Raw genomic sequence first — 16,097 nt, forward strand, 5'->3', positions numbered from 1 at the left:
GGTGGGCAGGACGGTCTACAAGGGTGAAGTTAAAACTGGCGTTATCGCCTGGTTTTGAGTCGATTTGACCCGCTTTGAAAAAGCCTACTTCACTCCATGAATTGGGCTATAGCGCAGCAAGAAAATTCCGACGCTGTTATTGCAGCGCCGAAATTAACTCAAATCGAGGGTGAGGAGCTATAGGACAGCGAAGGTGCCCTGTGCTTTTGCGACAAGTCTTTCGTCTTGATACACGTCCGCCTCGACCACCAGCGTGCGACGACCGGCATGAATCACCCGGCTGGTGCATAGCACATCACCGTCAGACACGGCGCGGATGTAGTTGATTTTGCACTCGATAGTCGCGCTCTGCTGGTCGAAACCATGGGAGCTGGAGCAGGCCAGCCCCATCGTAATGTCCACCAGACTGAAAATCGCCCCGCCATGGAGCTTGCCCGCGCGGTTGCGCAATTGCGGCTCCAGGGTCAGGGCCACCTCGGCAACGCCCTCGTCCAGGCGTTGCAGGCGGCAGCCGATCAGTTCGCTGAACGCGCTCTGGGTCAAACCGGCTGGGATCTCCATCAGCGTTTCTTCAGCTGTTTGGCATTGGCGAACAACGACGCCATGGCGTTATTGCTCGGGGCAGCTGTCGCTGTTTCTTTGCGCGGTGCGCTGTTTTCGGAGCGGTTCTGCGACTGGCGAGGCGCTGAGCCTGGGCGTGCACCACGGGCACCGTCGATTTTCTCGCCGGGGGTGTCGCTCATGCGCATCGACAGGCCTACGCGTTTGCGTGGGATGTCGACTTCCATGACCTTGACCTTGACCACGTCACCGGCTTTCACCGCTTCGCGAGGGTCCTTGATGAATTTCTCCGAAAGCGCAGAGATATGTACCAAACCGTCCTGATGCACGCCGATGTCCACAAAAGCACCGAAGTTGGTCACGTTGGTGACCACACCTTCGAGGATCATGCCCAGTTGCAGGTCCTTGAGGTCTTCGACGCCGTCCTGGAACTCCGCAGTCTTGAACTCGGGGCGCGGGTCGCGGCCGGGTTTTTCCAACTCTTGCAGGATGTCGGTGATGGTCGGAACGCCGAAGGTTTCGTCGGTGTACTTCTTTGGGTCCAGGCGCTTGAGGAACGCGGCGTCGCCGATCAGCGAGCGGATGTCGCGGTCGGTCTCGGCGGCAATACGCTGCACCAGCGGGTAGGCTTCCGGGTGAACGGCCGAAGAATCCAGCGGGTTGTCGCCGTTCATCACACGTAGGAAGCCAGCGGCTTGTTCGAAGGTCTTTTCACCCAGGCGTGCGACTTTTTTCAGCGCGGCGCGGGTCTTGAACGCACCGTTTTCGTCGCGATGGGTGACGATGTTCTGCGCCAGGGTGGTGTTGAGGCCAGAGATACGGGCCAGCAGCGCGACCGAGGCAGTGTTCACATCCACGCCGACCTTGTTCACGCAGTCTTCCACCACTGCATCCAGGCCGCGCGCCAGTTTCAGCTGCGACACGTCGTGCTGGTACTGGCCGACACCGATGGATTTCGGGTCAATCTTCACCAGCTCGGCCAGTGGGTCCTGCAGGCGGCGGGCGATGGATACCGCGCCACGGATCGACACGTCGAGGTCCGGGAATTCCTTGGAAGCCAGCTCCGACGCCGAGTACACCGAAGCGCCGGCCTCGGAGACCATGACTTTGGTCATCTTCATAGCTGGGTATTTTTTGATCAGTTCAGCGGCCAGCTTGTCGGTTTCACGGCTGGCGGTGCCGTTGCCGATAGCGATCAGGTCTACCGCGTGCTTGGCGCACAGAGCGGCCAGGATCGCGAGGGTCTGGTCCCACTTGTTATGCGGCACGTGCGGGTAAACCGTCGCGTGGTCCAGCAGCTTGCCGGTGGCGTCGACCACGGCGACCTTGCAGCCGGTGCGCAGGCCCGGGTCGAGGCCCAGGGTTGCGCGCGGGCCGGCCGGCGCCGCCAGCAGCAGGTCGTGCAAGTTATGGGCGAAGACGTTGATCGCCTCGGTTTCGGCGCCGTCGCGCAGCTCGCCGAGCAGGTCGGTTTCCAGGTGAGTGTAGAGCTTGACCTTCCAGGTCCAGCGCACGACTTCACCGAGCCACTTGTCCGCAGGACGGTTCTGATTCTGGATGCCGAATTGTTGACCGATCATGCCTTCGCACGGGTGCATGGTGCCCGGCAGCTCGTCGCCGACTTTCAGCGCGGAGCTGAGAATGCCCTCGTTGCGGCCACGGAAAATGGCGAGCGCACGGTGGGACGGCATGCTCTTGAGCGGTTCGTCGTGTTCGAAATAGTCGCGGAACTTGGCGCCTTCTTCCTCTTTGCCGGCGATCACGCGGGCGCTGAGGGTGGCTTCCTGCTTCAGGTACGTACGCAGTTTTTCCAGCAGGCTGGCGTTTTCGGCGAAGCGCTCCATCAGGATGTACTTGGCGCCTTCGAGCGCGGCCTTGACGTCGGCGACACCTTTTTCTGCGTCGATGAAGCGTGCGGCTTCAGTGTCCGGGGTCAGCGATGGGTCGTTGAACAAACCATCGGCCAAGTCACCCAGGCCGGCTTCCAGGGCGATCTGGCCCTTGGTGCGGCGTTTCTGTTTGTAGGGCAGGTAAAGGTCTTCGAGGCGGGTCTTGGTGTCGGCGAGCTTGATGTCGCGTTCAAGTTGTGGGGTCAACTTGCCCTGTTCTTCGATGCTGGCGAGGATGCTGATGCGCCGTTCGTCGAGTTCTCGCAGGTAGCGCAGACGCTCTTCCAGGTGACGCAATTGGATATCGTCGAGGCTGCCGGTCACTTCTTTACGGTAACGGGCGATGAAAGGCACCGTGGAGCCCTCATCCAGTAGAGCGACGGCCGCTTCGACCTGTTGCGGGCGTACACCGAGTTCCTCGGCGATGCGGCTGTTGATGCTGTCCATAAAACCACCTGAAATTCTGAAAGCAGCTCGCAGGCCCGGAAAACAAGGCCTTGCAAGGCTGGTTGAGCGGCCCGACTGGCGCCGCTGCCTGGGTCAAGAGGCAGCCTATTGACCCTCGAAATCGAAAAAGTCACGGAGAACGGGTGAAAAAAAGCCGTGCAGTGAACGGGAAATATCTGATGTCGCCCTGCACAAAGGCGCCGCATTATAACCAGCGTTCTGCCCTTGGGGGGACCTTGCCGATGGTTGTAGGGCGCGGGTTGACTGGCACTGGAGGAAAAATCTGCTAACAATGCACACGGTGCGTATAACGGCAGCTACGCCATAATGCGCGCCGAGATAAGAGGAGCATCTAATGAGCAGCACTGCACAAACTGCTGAAGGCGAAAAAATTCTCATCGTTGACGACGATCCGGGGCTGAGCAGCCTGCTGGAGCGTTTCTTCAACTCCAAGGGCTACCGTGCCCGCGCGGTGCCAAACACCGAGCAGATGGACCGCCTGTTGGGGCGCGAAGTGTTCAACCTGGTCGTGCTCGACCTGATGTTGCCTGGCGAAGACGGCCTGACCGCCTGCAAACGCCTGCGCGGCGCGAACAACCAGATTCCAATCATCATGCTCACCGCCAAGGGCGATGAACTGAGCCGCATCAAGGGCCTCGAATTGGGCGCTGATGACTACCTGGCCAAACCGTTCAACCCTGATGAGTTGATGGCCCGGGTCAAAGCCGTATTACGTCGCCAGGCTGCTCCAGTACCCGGCGCGCCAGGCAGCGAAGACGAAAGCGTCACCTTTGGCGACTACGAACTGTCGCTGGCGACCCGTGAGCTCAAGCGTGGCGAAGAAGTGCACATGTTGACCACCGGCGAGTTTGCCGTGCTCAAGGCTCTGGTAATGAATGCTCGCCAGCCGCTGACCCGCGACAAGCTGATGAACCTGGCCCGTGGCCGTGAGTGGGACGCCCTGGAGCGCTCCATCGACGTGCAGATTTCCCGTCTGCGCCGGATGATCGAACCGGACCCGTCCAAGCCGCGGTATATCCAGACGGTGTGGGGCGTGGGTTATGTGTTTGTGCCGGATGGCACTGCAACCAAGTGACCGATGTTTTGCAGGCACGGGCATCCCGGCGTTTGGCTCCATGAGAGTCGACGGGCTGCCCGGCGTCTGCAATTCTGCGAGCGCCGCTCGTTCTTGTAAGGTGTCTAGCTGTCTCCTATGAAAACCCCGCTGTGGTTCCCACAAAGTTTCTTCTCTCGCACCCTTTGGCTGGTGCTGATCGTCGTTCTGTTTTCCAAGGCGCTCACGCTGGTTTATCTGCTGATGAACGAAGACGTGCTGGTGGATCGACAGTACAGCCACGGCGTTGCCCTGACGCTGCGGGCTTATTGGGCTGCAGACCCTGAGAATCGCGAGAAGATCGCCAAGGCCGCCACACTGGTTCGTGTAGCCGGGGCGGGCGTGCCGGAGGGCGAGCAGCATTGGCCCTACAGTGAGATTTACCAGCGCCAGATGCAGGCCGAGTTGGGCGAAGACACCGAGGTGCGCCTGCGCATGCACGTGTCCCCCGCGTTGTGGGTGCGAGCGCCGAGCCTGGGGCAGGATTGGCTGAAAGTGCCGTTGTATCCGCACCCGTTGCGAGGGCAGAAGATCTGGAACGTGCTGGGCTGGTTCCTGGCCATCGGGCTGCTTTCAACGGCATCTGCATGGATTTTCGTGCGCCAACTCAATCAACCGCTTAAACGCCTGGTGTTTGCTGCACGCCAATTGGGGCAAGGGCGCAGTGTGCGCCTGCCGGTCAGCGATACGCCCAGCGAGATGACTGAGGTGTATGGCGCGTTCAACCAGATGGCGGAGGATGTCGAACAGGCGGGGCGCGAGCGCGAGCTGATGCTGGCGGGCGTGTCCCATGATCTGCGCACGCCGCTGACGCGATTGCGGCTTTCACTTGAGTTGATGGGCAACCATAACGACCTGACTGACGACATGGTTCGTGATATCGAGGACATGGACGCGATTCTCGACCAGTTCCTGGCGTTTATCCGCGATGGCCGTGATGAGGTGGTGGAGGAAGTCGATCTGACGGATTTGGTCCGTGAAGTAGTGGCGCCCTACAACCAGAACGGCGAACAGGTACGCATGCGTCTGGAGCCGATCCAGCCGTTTGCGTTGCGTCGGGTGTCGATGAAGCGCCTGCTGAACAACCTGATTGGCAACGCCTTGCATCACGCCGGTTCGGATGTGGAAGTGGCGGCGTATGTGTCAGGCGACAGCACCGCGCCCTATGTAGTGTTGAGCGTGATGGACCGTGGCGCCGGTATCGACCCGGCGGAGCTGGAAGGTATCTTCAACCCCTTCACCCGTGGCGATCGTGCTCGGGGTGGAAAGGGCACTGGCCTGGGTTTGGCGATTGTTCGGCGGATCGCGTCGATGCATGGCGGCAATGTTGAATTGCGTAACCGGGAAGAGGGTGGCCTGGAAGCGCGCGTGCGGTTGCCGCTAGGCTTGATGTTGCCCAGAGACGCGGTCTGATAAACAACACGAATCAAATGTGGGAGCTGGCTTGCCTGCTCCCACACGGGTTAACCGAGTGCTTATCCCTTGCCCTTCGTCCGCGTCATATTCGGCCCGCCATTCTTCTCCAGATGCTGAATGATGATCCCCGCGACATCCTTACCTGTAGTGGTCTCAATCCCCTCCAGACCCGGCGATGAATTCACCTCCATCACCAGGGGGCCATGGTTGGATCGCAAGATATCCACACCCGCTACGCTCAATCCCATCACTTTGGCCGCCCGCAGCGCGGTCATGCGTTCTTCCGGGGTGATCTTGATAAGGCTGGCGCTGCCGCCACGGTGCAGGTTGGAGCGGAACTCGCCTGGCTTGGCCTGGCGTTTCATCGCTGCGATGACCTTGTCGCCCACCACGAAGCAGCGGATATCCGCACCACCAGCTTCCTTGATGTATTCCTGCACCATGATGTTCTGCTTGAGGCCCATAAAGGCCTCGATCACCGACTCAGCTGCTGTTGCCGTCTCGCACAGCACCACACCGATGCCCTGGGTACCTTCCAGTACCTTGATCACCAACGGCGCGCCGTTGACCATTTCGATCAGGTCGGGGATGTCATCCGGGGAGTGGGCGAAACCGGTGACCGGCAGGCCGATGCCCCGGCGCGACAGCAACTGCAGCGAGCGCAGCTTGTCCCGCGAGCGCGCGATGGCCACGGACTCATTCAGGGGGAACACCCCCATCATTTCAAACTGGCGCAGCACAGCGCAGCCGTAAAACGTCACCGAAGCGCCGATACGCGGGATTACTGCATCAAACCCCTCCAGCGGTTTGCCCCGGTAGTGGATCTGCGGCTTGTGGCTGGCAATGTTCATGTAGGCACGCAACGTGTCGATCACCACCATTTCATGGCCACGTTCGGTGCCGGCCTCGACCAGGCGGCGGGTGGAATACAGACGCGGGTTTCGCGACAGCACAGCAATCTTCATGCAGCACCTGGGGCAGAAATAGTAGAGACCGGGAACACCGGCTTGTCTTGAACGTACTTGATACCGGGATTGACCACCAACTGGCCGTCAATCAACGCTTTGGAGCCGAGCAGCAGGCGGTAACGCATGGCTTTGCGGCAGGCTAGGGTGAATTCCACCCGCCATACCCGATCACCCAGTGCCAGGGTGGTGCTGATCACGTAGCGCACCTGCGCATGGCCGTTGGAGCTCTTGATGGTTTTCATCGTCACCAGGGGCGCTTCGCAGCGGCGGTGACGCAGTTGCACCACGCTGCCCAGGTGCGCGGTAAAGCGCACCCACTTCTCACCGTCGCGCTCAAAGGGCTCGATATCGGTGGCATGCAGGCTCGAGGTGCTGGCACCGGTGTCGATCTTCGCGCGCAGGCCAGCCACTCCCAGGTCGGGAAGTGCCACCCACTCACGCAGACCGACAACGGTCAAATGGTCAAATGTCTTCAATATGGGTAACCGGTCATTCAGAAATGTTTCGTAGTCGTCGAGGACAGTAACGCCCAACTGCGCATGGATTGTGACAATCCCCAAACCTTTATCGAGGGTTCGGCGCCGATTTCGCGGTATTCACGCAGAATATTCCGGAAATGGCGACAGATATCTCTCAGGCCTCTGAAATCAATCGGGGGTAAGGGAAAGTCACGCAAATCCCGTGGTGCTTGGCGTATCTTAGGTGAGCCTTGGGGTTTATGCGTCGAAGGGTTTCAACGGTAAAGTTGCGACATTTTTCAAAGCGAGGAATTCAAGTGGCTCAAAAGCAGGAAGAGGAAGAAAAGGTCCGTTTGGACAAGTGGCTATGGGCTGCGCGCTTCTATAAAACCCGTGCCCTGGCCAAGGCCGCCATCGAGAGTGGCAAGGTGCACCATCGCGGTGAACGCTGCAAGCCGGGCAAGGAACCGCGCGTCGGTGATGAGTTTCAGATTCGTACCGGGTTTGATGAAAAGACCGTTGTGGTCCAGGCACTTTCCATCGTGCGCCGTGGCGCGCCCGAGGCGCAGGCGCTGTACACCGAAACAGAAGCCAGTATCGCCAAACGCGAAAATGCTGCGGCGATGCGCAAAGCAGGCGCTGTGGGCATGACGACTGATGGCAAACCCAGCAAAAAACAGCGCCGCGACCTGTTCAAGTTTCGCGGCAGCGGCAACGACGATTGAGGCCACCGGTAATCGCCCGAGCCGTCGCTTGGCTTGGAAGAAACCCGGATTGTTCATAAACTGCACCATCTTTGCGTCAACACTCTTCAATTCAGATACCCAGACCTATGACTGATCTACCGGATACCGACTTCACCCAACGCTTCATCTTCGACGACAGCGACGCCCGCGGCGAACTGGTCTCGCTGGAGCGCAGCTATGCCGAAGTCCTTGCCAAGCACCCCTATCCGGAGCCGGTCGCGCAACTGCTCGGTGAGCTGATGGCGGCGGCGGCGCTGCTGGTAGGCACCATGAAGTTCGACGGTTTGCTGATCCTGCAGGCCCGTTCCGAAGGCCCGGTCCCGATGCTGATGATCGAATGCTCCAGCGAGCGTGAAATCCGTGGCTTGGCCCGTTACGACGCCGATCGGATCGCCCCGGACGCGACCCTGAGCGACCTGATGGCCAACGGCGTGCTGGCGATCACCGTCGATCCGACGGAAGGCCAGCGCTACCAGGGCATCGTCGACCTCGACGGTGAAACCCTGTCGGACTGCTTCACCAACTATTTCGTGATGTCCCAGCAAGTCGGCACCAAGTTCTGGCTCAACGCCGATGGCAAGCGCGCCCGTGGCCTGCTGTTGCAGCAATTGCCGGCTGACCGCATCAAGGACGACGATGAGCGCACCGATAGCTGGCGCAAGCTGACCGCCCTGGCCGGTACCCTGACCGCTGAAGAACTGCTGGGTCTGGACAACGAAACCATCCTGCACCGCCTCTACCATGAGGAGGCCGTGCGTCTATTTGACGCACAGGGTCTGCGCTTTCGCTGCAGTTGCTCGCGTGAGCGCTCGGCCAATGCCTTGGTCAGCCTGGGCCTGGAAGATGCGCAGAATCTGGTGGTGGAACACGGTGGCAATATCGAGATCGACTGCCAGTTCTGTAACCAGCGCTACCTGTTCGATGCGGCTGATGTAGCCCAATTGTTCGCCGGAGCAGGCATCGACACCCCTTCCGATACCCGCCACTAAAACGTTTAAGCACAGGTAAATCACCTGACAAACGCCGGATTAGCGCAGTTCTGACGGGAGGGCCCTACTCTTTTTGGGCTTTTCTGGCATAATCCGGCCCACTTTTTTCGCGGTAGTAGTGCGCAACTTTCTACTACAAAACGTTCGGAGCACTCGGCCTTAGGCCGACGGGGAACCTCATGACGCAAGCCAATAACGCCGTATACACCGATCTGAGTGTTGACGATCTGGTTAAAGAAGCCCTGAGCCGTGGTGAGGGCGAGCTTGCCGATACCGGCGCGCTGGTCGTACGTACCGGTCACCGTACCGGCCGTTCGCCGGTCGACCGTTTCATCGTTGAAGAGCCGTCCACCCAGGCTTCCATTGCCTGGGGCCCGATCAACCGCAAGTTCCCGGCCGACAAGTTCGATGCCCTGTGGGCTCGCGTCGAGGCATTCAACAACGCGCAAGAGCATTTCGTTTCCCACGTTCATGTAGGTGCTGCGCAAGACCACTACCTGGCCGTGAAGATGACCACCCAGACTGCCTGGCAGAACCTGTTCGGTCGTTGCCTGTTCATCAACCCGGCCCAGTACAACCCGGCCGGCCGTGAAGAGTGGCAAGTACTCAACGTGGCCAACTTCGAATGCGTGCCAGAGCGTGACGGCACCAACTCCGACGGTTGCGTGATCCTCAACTTCGCCCAGAAAAAAGTGCTGATCGCCGGCATGCGTTACGCCGGTGAAATGAAGAAAGCCATGTTCTCGGTGCAGAACTTCCTGCTGCCGGCCGCCGACGTACTGCCGATGCACTGCGCCGCCAACATCGGCGAAGCAGGCGACGTGACCCTGTTCTTTGGTCTGTCCGGCACTGGCAAGACCACCCTGTCCGCCGACGAAAGCCGTTACCTGATCGGTGACGACGAACACGGTTGGGGCGAGGGCGTAGTGTTCAACATCGAAGGTGGTTGCTATGCCAAGTGCATCGACCTGTCCGAGAAGAACGAGCCGGTTATCTGGAAAGCCATCAAGCACGGTGCCGTGCTGGAAAACGTTGTAATCGACGATGCCAAGCACGCCGACTACGCCGACGTCAGCCTTACCCAGAACAGCCGCGCCGCCTACCCGCTGGAACACGTTGCCAAGCGCTCCGAGAAAAACCTCGGTGGTGAGCCAAACGCGGTGATCTTCCTGACCTGTGACCTGACCGGCGTACTGCCGCCAGTGTCGATCCTCAGCGAAGAACAAGCGGCCTATCACTTCCTGTCCGGCTACACTGCTCTGGTGGGCTCGACCGAAATGGGTTCCGGCACCGGCATCAAGTCGACCTTCTCCACCTGCTTCGGCGCACCGTTCTTCCCGCGCCCGGCCGGCGAATACGCAGAGCTGCTGATCAAGCGCATCCGCGGCTTCGGCTCCAAGGTCTACCTAGTCAACACCGGCTGGACCGGCGGCGGCTACGGCGTCGGCAAACGCTTCAACATCCCGACCACTCGCGGCGTAATCGCAGCGATCCAGAGCGGTGCGTTGATCGGTGCTGAAACCGAACACCTCGACACCGTTAACCTGGACGTGCCATTGGCCGTACCGGGTGTTGATACAGGCCTGTTGAACCCACGTAACACCTGGGCTGACAAAGCTGCGTACGACGAAGCGGCGAAGGCGCTGGCGGGTCTGTTCGTTGAGAACTTCAAGAAGTTTGAAGTGAGCGATGCGATCAAGGCTGCGGGTCCTAAGTTGTAAGACTTAGCCGTTGTGAAAAAGCCGCCTCTAGAGGCGGCTTTTTTGTGCGCGCAGGGTTTAGTCGGCGATGTGCAACACCACCGCGCCGACCAGCACCAACACCACACCCAGCACTTGCACGGCCGACAGCCGCTCCTTGAAAAATACAAACCCCAAAATCGCCGCAATCCCACCCGATAACGTACTGATCACCGTCACCACCGAAACCGACCCGGCCATTGCCCCCCACGAAAACGCCGAGAATCCACCCAGGTTCATCAGGCTTGCCCCGGTCAACGTCGCGCAGTTTTTCAGCGGCGGGATCTTCAGGCCGTCTTTGATCTTAAGCACCATCATCACCAGCACGCAGAGGCCCACCAGGTAACCCAACCACAGCATGGTGATCGGCCCCAGCGCCGGCAATGTATAGCGGCCTTGGAGCCAGAAGCTGGTGCCATACAGCAAAGCAGCGAGCATGGCGTAGGCGATGGACAGGCGTGGGTTGTTGTGGGGGACGCCGTTGTCCTTGTGGATACTGGAGAGGATCACGCCGATCACGCACACGGCGATGCAGCCCAGTTGTGTCAGGCTGATGTGCTCACCGCTGGCCCAGGACAGCAAGGTGGTCACCACGCCGTAGGACGTCACCAGCGGCGCGACAATGGCGGCTTTGCCAAGGGCGAAGGCCTTGGACAGCGCCAGGGCGCCGGAGACGGTGAGCAGGGCGGCGGCGATGCCGAGGAGCCAGATGCTCAGTGGAGCTTCCAGGGATTTGAACAGCAAGCTTGGGAGAATGACCAGCAGCAGGGTCATGATCAGGAAGCCCAGGGCTTGGCCGAAATACACCGCGCGTTTAACGCCTACGGCTCGGGCGTTGAGGCCCACGAGAAAATCCGTGCCGCCCCAGAGCAGGGCGGCCAGCAGGCCCATCATTACGTCCATGTAAGGTCCTTAGTGTTTTAGCTCAGGTTTTCCAGCGTCTGCGTATCCCAGCTGTGGGTCTTGATGGCCAGGTAGAGCATGCTGAGGGTCAGCGGCACTTTTTCGCCGCGCCCCTTGGCCCGACGCTTGAGAAACACATCAAACCCCGGCGGGTTGAAGTAACGATAAGTGTCGAAGTCGCCCAGGTCGAGCGCAAATTCCTGCTCCAGTGCTTCCATCAGTTGCTTGGCCTCACTGCCGTCGCAGTCGAGGTCGAAATTGATTGAGGTTTGCAGGCGGAGGGTCTTGTGTTTCGGTAGGCCGATTTCTTCGTGCAGCAGTTGCAGGAGTTGCTGCATGACAGGGTCTTCGGGGAAGTTGGGGGCGAGATTCATGGTGGGGCACGCAGGAATGGGTGAGGGGGGCGTTGGTGGCGGTATTTGTTTCGGGTGATGAAGAGTGCCAAACCTATCAAGAATACGAAGGACAGGGAGGAAGGGCATTCTGAGGGGGCAGTCAGTAATTTGATAATGAAGTAACAGGTAGAACCCGAGAAAACATACTAATTGCAGGCAGAAATTCATGGTTCCTGGTACGCCTTCGCTTCGAGTTTCCGGGTGTCCCAGTACTTGGCTTTGACGGCTTGGTAGAGCATTTCGATGGTTAGAGGGCGCTTTCTCGCGCTGCCTTTTTCCACATATCGCAAATATGCATCAAAGCCGCGACGCTTGAAGTAGCGGTTGCTGTTGTAGTCACCTAGTCTCATACCGAAATCCAGCTTCAGTAATGCCATCAATTGCTTGGCTTCGACACGATTACACCCGAGATCGTGATTGACTGACGTGTCGAGGGAGATGGTTTTGTGTTTGGGCAGACCGATACCCTCATGCAAAATTTGCAAGAGATGGAGCATGAGCGGGTCATCAGGAAAACCCGGCGCAAGGTTCAAGGTTGGGGCGATGAATAAAGGGTGAGTGGTTTTAGCCCTGCAATAGATATTTTGGGTGCTCAATAACCCGATGCCTGTCACGAAGGCGACTATCGGCAGGCTTTCAAGCTGTGCCTCTCTGATCCAGGAGGTGGCATATAACAGAAGCGTTGGGCCCGCTACCAATAGGCAGAGTCCAAGCCATCTTCTGAGTAAGGGCCTCTTTATTGTTCTGTCGACTATGACGGCCAGTGCGAGAAGAGGCAGCAGGTTGATCCATTGAAGGTATTCATTCATTGCATTAGCCACCCTGGAACTGCCGGACCATGGCCGACAGTGATCGCTGGGGACCAATTCCGCCGTTGACCTGTGCGTCGAGGCCGATTACCACATCACCGGCGTGATAGCTGCGAATGACCCCTTTAATAATTAGGCCGGCAGCTGCACCAGAGGCGAACCCAGCGGCAGGAGATGCAAGGCTCATTGGTGCTGACACGGCGCCGCTGATTAATCCTGCAACGATCTCCCCACGAATGTTGAGTAAGTCAGCTTGTTGCCGGGTCAGCGGTTTGGAGATAGCAACAGTCATTTTGCAAGGTAAATCTCGAGCAAGCATTTTTCTGTAGAGATCTACGAGTCTTTGGCGCACCTCATTTGCAGGCGCACCTGCTTCCAACAGGCAGAGGTTTGTCAGTGCAGAGTGATTGGCAGGCGAGACGACAAAACGTAGCACCGTGAAGGTGACCCCGTAATGGCCGATATGTTGAGTCCTTTCGATGTTCACGGGTATTTTCTGGGGGCTGTTGAAAGGGCGCTAGTTTCAGTCAGAGAAAGGTGAGTTTTGTAGAGGGGCGGGCAGGAGTTTTAAGCAGTTTCGGAAGGGGATGTCTCGGCTTTTGGAGGTTTCTTACAGGGTTTTCCGGGATTTTTGGCTTGGCAGTGATTTTTGGTTGTTAACGCGTTCAGTTGTAGGAGCGAGCTTGCTCACGAAGAGCTCAAGTACGCCACGGTTATACAGAGTTACCGCGTCATCGTTGACGATCTTCGCGGGTAAGCTCGCTCCTACAAAAGGTTACAGCTTAGGTGTATGGCTGTTGAGGTTGTAGCTGAGCATGCTGTGCCGCCTCCAGTAAATCACAGCCATCCTGGACGAGCAGGTACAGGGCATTGGTGATGTGGGAAATGTCTTTGAGGTCGGCGTGTTCGAAGGTCAGGCAGGAGAAGGTTTCCAGTAAGTCGGTGGCAGCACGGATGCGCTGATGTGCGGCGGACTGGATGTCTTCGGCTTTGGCTTCGGTGTCTATGACGAGAGGGTGGGTGTCGGTGAAGTTGGTGCGTAGGTGACGATAGCGATCCATCGTTTCAGGTATTTGCATTTGAAGGTACTCGGTTTGCTGTTAGGTAACCGACATCACCGTGGCCAAACGATGGGTGGCGGACTGTGCGCGGGTTGGCCAGCCGGAAACAGCACTCCGACACGTCCGAAGACGTCCCACACACAGCCGCCATGGCAGCGTGTTACGAGACGATAGACGTTCGTAGAGCAAGTAATGGCACTTATGTGTGCTGTTTTCGGGTGACCAAGCCCGGTCGCTGAGTTGGCAGCGACGGAGCGAACCTTAAAAGCGAGCGTTATTTGGAGCAATAAACAGATTGTTTATCCGTTTGCGGTTCTATCAAGCGCTGACAGGCCTACTGATACACCGCTCAAAAATCGCCTCCAACCCCCGGTAATCACACGCCACTGCATCAATATTCGCCGGTATCCACGCTGCATCTTTCACCAACCACCAGTTCACCGAAAACCCCGCATTCACGATGACTTGCTCAAACAAAATCCGCTGTGCGCGGCCGTTGCCTTCGCGGAAGGGGTGGATGACGTTGAGGTCGCCATAGGCTTCGGCAATTTGCACCACCAATTCATCTTGGCTCACACCGACATACCAGTTGGCCTGCTCCATGTGGCGGATAATTTTCGCTGCTTCCGGTGGAATGCGCTCCGGGGTGCAGAATAGCGTGTCGCCTTTCTGGATGTTGACGCTGCGCAGCTCACCGGCCCAGTCGTAAATGTCTCCGAACAGGGTGCGGTGGATGTGTTGCAGGCGGCCGAGGTCGTAGGGCGGTGGGAAGAGGGGAAGGTTGCCTAAGGCGATTTCGGATAATTCTCGCTCGGCCTGGTGCAGGAGCGTTTCGTCGAGCAAGTCGAGGCGGTTGCGCAGGATGCTGCTACCGGGATAGCAGTAAGGATCCTGGCCCACCCCGTATTTGTCGAGCATCAGCGCGAGGTGTTGCGGTACTTGGCAAGGACTGCTTCACGGGTCGGCAAGGGCTTGTCGACATCGGTCGGTTGGGTGTCGAACCCTTCCAGCCGCAAGCTGGCCAAGTAGTTGGAACGACGGATCTTGTGGTAGTGATCCTGTTTTTGCTCAAACGTCGGTTCGCTCATCGCAGCGTACTCCTGGGTCGCAAGGCCTGATTGTAGCGCAATGCGTCAGCGGGCAGGTGGGATAAAAACCATGTCACATTCTGTACAAAAATTGCGCCTACGCTCTGAATTCAGCGTATGTTCCACCGCGAAATCTTGTAGGGCGATTCCGCCCACTACTTAAAGGGAGTTGAGCATGGGTTTGCTTCGTATCGCCTCGGCGATGTCATTGTGTGCGGTGGCTTTTTCAATCCAGGCTGAGCAATTGCCGATTGAAGTACTCAGCGCCGTGGTCAAGGACCAGAAAATCGCCGACGCCGAAGTACTGCTGCAACGTAACGGTGCACAAAACGTGGTGGGCCGTACCAACGCCCAGGGCCAAGTGACGCTGACCAGCGAAGCTGCGGATGACGCCAGCAACTTGCTGATTATCAAGAAGCCTGGTTACTCCAACCTGGTGGTGAAGTGCCCGTGCAAGGGTATGACTTATGCTGTCAGCCCAGTCATGGAAAATCTCGACGGCCTGCGCGTCGTGCTGACCTGGGGCAAGACCCCGGCAGACCTCGACTCCCACATGATTTTCCCTGGCAACAATATTTACTTCGATAACCAGAAGGGTACCGACGCCGAGTTGGATGTGGATGACACCGACAGCTATGGTCCGGAAACCATCACCCTGCAGAAAAAGCACTACGGCGAAAGCTACGTTTATGCCGTGCATGACTACACCAACGGTGGCCATCTGGGGTCGAACCAGCTGTCCAACAGTGAAGCCAAGGTGTTTGTGTACATGGGCCAGTCTCTGGTGCGTACCTACTACGTACCGAAAAACCGTACCGGCAACCTGTGGACCGTGTTCCGCATGACCGGCAGCGGCGACTTCCAGGACATCAACAATTTCAGCGATGTGACGGTTGATGCGCCGAATGTGCTCAACGAAGTCAAAGCCTTGCTGGATGACAGCGTTGCGGTGACAGCCGTGGCCGTCAGCTCCTCCGCACAAACTGATGCGAAGCGTCTGAACGTGCAAGGTGAAGCGGCCTACCAGGCTGGCAATCTGGACCAGGCCATTGACCTGTTCCGCCAGGCAATCGACTTGGACAATGGCTTCGGTAAGGCCTACGGCAACTTGGGCCTGGCGTATCAGAAAGCGGGCAACACGGCCGAGTCGATCTGGGCCAATCGCAAGGCTATCGCGCTGGCTACCGGCGCCAATGCTGCGACCGTACGTGCTGGGGCTTACTACAACATTGCGCGTATCTACGAAGCGGCGGGGCAGTTCTCGGACGCCTTGCGTCACTACCAATTGGCGAAAGAGCAGAAGGCCAATCCGGTGTATGACACGGCGATTGAGCGGGTGCAGAATCGCTGATTCCGGTTTAACACAGCTCTAAAGTGTGGGAGCAGGCAAGCCAGCTCCCACACTTGGTTTGTATTCATCTCACAAAATCGAGCGAAGCATCCCACTTCGGCCCTAGGCCATCCCCCACTCTGTGTATCATCCTGTCTCTTTTTTCCTCACGACCTTTCTCGAT

The 16,097-nt window shown here is 58.4% G+C and carries 17 protein-coding genes; 6 read left to right on the plus strand and 11 right to left on the minus strand.

What is annotated here, in order from left to right:
- Positions 1–177: 177 nt before the first annotated feature.
- Both BFL40_RS04010 and BFL40_RS04015 read right to left on the minus strand, forming a co-directional pair.
- Positions 178–561 carry a PaaI family thioesterase gene (locus BFL40_RS04010; RefSeq protein ID WP_071482552.1) on the minus strand — a complete coding sequence of 128 codons (384 nt, stop codon included), beginning with the start codon at positions 559–561 and terminating at the stop codon, positions 178–180.
- Entirely contained in the window at positions 561–2,897 is a 2,337-nt protein-coding gene (locus BFL40_RS04015; protein ID WP_071482553.1) for a Tex family protein, read from the minus strand. The genes BFL40_RS04010 and BFL40_RS04015 overlap by 1 nt, the downstream gene beginning before the upstream one ends.
- Before the next feature lie 355 nt (positions 2,898–3,252).
- On the opposite strand from BFL40_RS04015, the gene ompR reads away from it, so the two are divergent.
- Both ompR and BFL40_RS04025 read left to right on the plus strand, forming a co-directional pair.
- Positions 3,253–3,993 (plus strand): osmolarity response regulator transcription factor OmpR, encoded by a 741-nt coding sequence (gene ompR, locus BFL40_RS04020; RefSeq protein WP_053255745.1) that lies wholly within the window; start codon positions 3,253–3,255, stop codon positions 3,991–3,993.
- Between the two features lie 117 nt (positions 3,994–4,110).
- Complete coding sequence (locus tag BFL40_RS04025) at positions 4,111–5,424, plus strand: ATP-binding protein (protein WP_071482554.1); 1,314 nt, start codon at positions 4,111–4,113, stop codon at positions 5,422–5,424.
- 62 nt (positions 5,425–5,486) lie between these two features.
- On the opposite strand, the gene rimK is transcribed toward BFL40_RS04025, so the two are convergent.
- Positions 5,487–6,392: a 30S ribosomal protein S6--L-glutamate ligase gene (gene rimK, locus BFL40_RS04030; protein ID WP_003187674.1), complete on the minus strand. Its 906-nt coding sequence runs from the start codon at positions 6,390–6,392 to the stop codon at positions 5,487–5,489.
- Positions 6,389–6,871 (minus strand): retropepsin-like aspartic endopeptidase RimB, encoded by a 483-nt coding sequence (rimB, locus tag BFL40_RS04035; protein WP_032884940.1) that lies wholly within the window; start codon positions 6,869–6,871, stop codon positions 6,389–6,391. The genes rimK and rimB overlap by 4 nt, the downstream gene beginning before the upstream one ends.
- Before the next feature lie 299 nt (positions 6,872–7,170).
- Between rimB and BFL40_RS04040 the strand changes: the two genes are divergently transcribed.
- The 3 genes from BFL40_RS04040 to BFL40_RS04050 all read left to right on the plus strand — a co-directional run bounded on the left by BFL40_RS04040 (position 7,171) and on the right by BFL40_RS04050 (position 10,309).
- Positions 7,171–7,578, plus strand: coding sequence for an RNA-binding S4 domain-containing protein (locus BFL40_RS04040; protein ID WP_071482555.1), 408 nt, complete (start codon positions 7,171–7,173; stop codon positions 7,576–7,578).
- A 107-nt stretch (positions 7,579–7,685) separates the two neighbouring features.
- Complete coding sequence (hslO, locus tag BFL40_RS04045) at positions 7,686–8,588, plus strand: Hsp33 family molecular chaperone HslO (protein ID WP_071482556.1); 903 nt, start codon at positions 7,686–7,688, stop codon at positions 8,586–8,588.
- Positions 8,589–8,767: 179 nt separating this feature from the next.
- Positions 8,768–10,309, plus strand: coding sequence for a phosphoenolpyruvate carboxykinase (locus tag BFL40_RS04050; RefSeq protein WP_071482557.1), 1,542 nt, complete (start codon positions 8,768–8,770; stop codon positions 10,307–10,309).
- A 57-nt stretch (positions 10,310–10,366) separates the two neighbouring features.
- Here BFL40_RS04050 and BFL40_RS04055 read toward each other — a convergent pair whose 3' ends face one another.
- From BFL40_RS04055 to BFL40_RS33585, 7 genes are all read right to left on the minus strand, one after another.
- On the minus strand, positions 10,367–11,230 hold the full coding sequence (locus BFL40_RS04055) for an EamA family transporter (RefSeq protein ID WP_235864707.1): 864 nt from the start codon (positions 11,228–11,230) through the stop codon (positions 10,367–10,369).
- Between the two features lie 17 nt (positions 11,231–11,247).
- Positions 11,248–11,604: a DUF1493 family protein gene (locus tag BFL40_RS04060; RefSeq protein WP_071482558.1), complete on the minus strand. Its 357-nt coding sequence runs from the start codon at positions 11,602–11,604 to the stop codon at positions 11,248–11,250.
- Between the two features lie 185 nt (positions 11,605–11,789).
- Complete coding sequence (locus BFL40_RS32720; RefSeq protein ID WP_074851658.1) at positions 11,790–12,434, minus strand: DUF1493 family protein; 645 nt, start codon at positions 12,432–12,434, stop codon at positions 11,790–11,792.
- Positions 12,435–12,438: 4 nt separating this feature from the next.
- Entirely contained in the window at positions 12,439–12,921 is a 483-nt protein-coding gene (locus BFL40_RS04070; RefSeq protein WP_071482559.1) for a hypothetical protein, read from the minus strand.
- Between the two features lie 295 nt (positions 12,922–13,216).
- The gene (locus BFL40_RS04075; protein ID WP_071482560.1) at positions 13,217–13,513 is read right to left on the minus strand and encodes a hypothetical protein; all 297 of its coding nucleotides are present in this window, start codon (positions 13,511–13,513) and stop codon (positions 13,217–13,219) included.
- 300 nt (positions 13,514–13,813) lie between these two features.
- Positions 13,814–14,413: a putative adenosine monophosphate-protein transferase Fic gene (locus BFL40_RS04080; RefSeq protein WP_071482561.1), complete on the minus strand. Its 600-nt coding sequence runs from the start codon at positions 14,411–14,413 to the stop codon at positions 13,814–13,816.
- Positions 14,413–14,583 carry a YhfG family protein gene (locus tag BFL40_RS33585; protein WP_139213517.1) on the minus strand — a complete coding sequence of 57 codons (171 nt, stop codon included), beginning with the start codon at positions 14,581–14,583 and terminating at the stop codon, positions 14,413–14,415. Before BFL40_RS33585 ends, BFL40_RS04080 begins: the two co-directional genes overlap by 1 nt.
- Positions 14,584–14,758: 175 nt before the next feature.
- Between BFL40_RS33585 and BFL40_RS04085 the strand changes: the two genes are divergently transcribed.
- Complete coding sequence (locus BFL40_RS04085; protein WP_071482562.1) at positions 14,759–15,934, plus strand: tetratricopeptide repeat protein; 1,176 nt, start codon at positions 14,759–14,761, stop codon at positions 15,932–15,934.
- Positions 15,935–16,097 lie beyond the last annotated feature (163 nt).

Origin of the sequence: Pseudomonas costantinii, from assembly GCF_001870435.1 — a bacterium.
GTDB classification, from domain to species: domain Bacteria; phylum Pseudomonadota; class Gammaproteobacteria; order Pseudomonadales; family Pseudomonadaceae; genus Aquipseudomonas; species Aquipseudomonas costantinii.

Bases quoted from the DNA above. Each gene is read 5' to 3' on its own strand.
- BFL40_RS04010 (WP_071482552.1), bottom strand. From the start codon at position 561: ATGGAGATCCCAGCCGGTTTGACCCAGAGCGCGTTCAGCGAACTGATC.
- BFL40_RS04015 (WP_071482553.1), bottom strand. From the start codon at position 2,897: ATGGACAGCATCAACAGCCGCATCGCCGAGGAACTCGGTGTACGCCCG.
- ompR (WP_053255745.1), top strand. From the start codon at position 3,253: ATGAGCAGCACTGCACAAACTGCTGAAGGCGAAAAAATTCTCATCGTT.
- BFL40_RS04025 (WP_071482554.1), top strand. From the start codon at position 4,111: ATGAAAACCCCGCTGTGGTTCCCACAAAGTTTCTTCTCTCGCACCCTT.
- rimK (WP_003187674.1), bottom strand. From the start codon at position 6,392: ATGAAGATTGCTGTGCTGTCGCGAAACCCGCGTCTGTATTCCACCCGC.
- hslO (WP_071482556.1), top strand. From the start codon at position 7,686: ATGACTGATCTACCGGATACCGACTTCACCCAACGCTTCATCTTCGAC.
- BFL40_RS04050 (WP_071482557.1), top strand. From the start codon at position 8,768: ATGACGCAAGCCAATAACGCCGTATACACCGATCTGAGTGTTGACGAT.
- BFL40_RS04055 (WP_235864707.1), bottom strand. From the start codon at position 11,230: ATGGACGTAATGATGGGCCTGCTGGCCGCCCTGCTCTGGGGCGGCACG.
- BFL40_RS04060 (WP_071482558.1), bottom strand. From the start codon at position 11,604: ATGAATCTCGCCCCCAACTTCCCCGAAGACCCTGTCATGCAGCAACTC.
- BFL40_RS32720 (WP_074851658.1), bottom strand. From the start codon at position 12,434: ATGAATGAATACCTTCAATGGATCAACCTGCTGCCTCTTCTCGCACTG.
- BFL40_RS04075 (WP_071482560.1), bottom strand. From the start codon at position 13,513: ATGCAAATACCTGAAACGATGGATCGCTATCGTCACCTACGCACCAAC.
- BFL40_RS04080 (WP_071482561.1), bottom strand. From the start codon at position 14,413: ATGCTCGACAAATACGGGGTGGGCCAGGATCCTTACTGCTATCCCGGT.
- BFL40_RS33585 (WP_139213517.1), bottom strand. From the start codon at position 14,583: ATGAGCGAACCGACGTTTGAGCAAAAACAGGATCACTACCACAAGATC.
- BFL40_RS04085 (WP_071482562.1), top strand. From the start codon at position 14,759: ATGGGTTTGCTTCGTATCGCCTCGGCGATGTCATTGTGTGCGGTGGCT.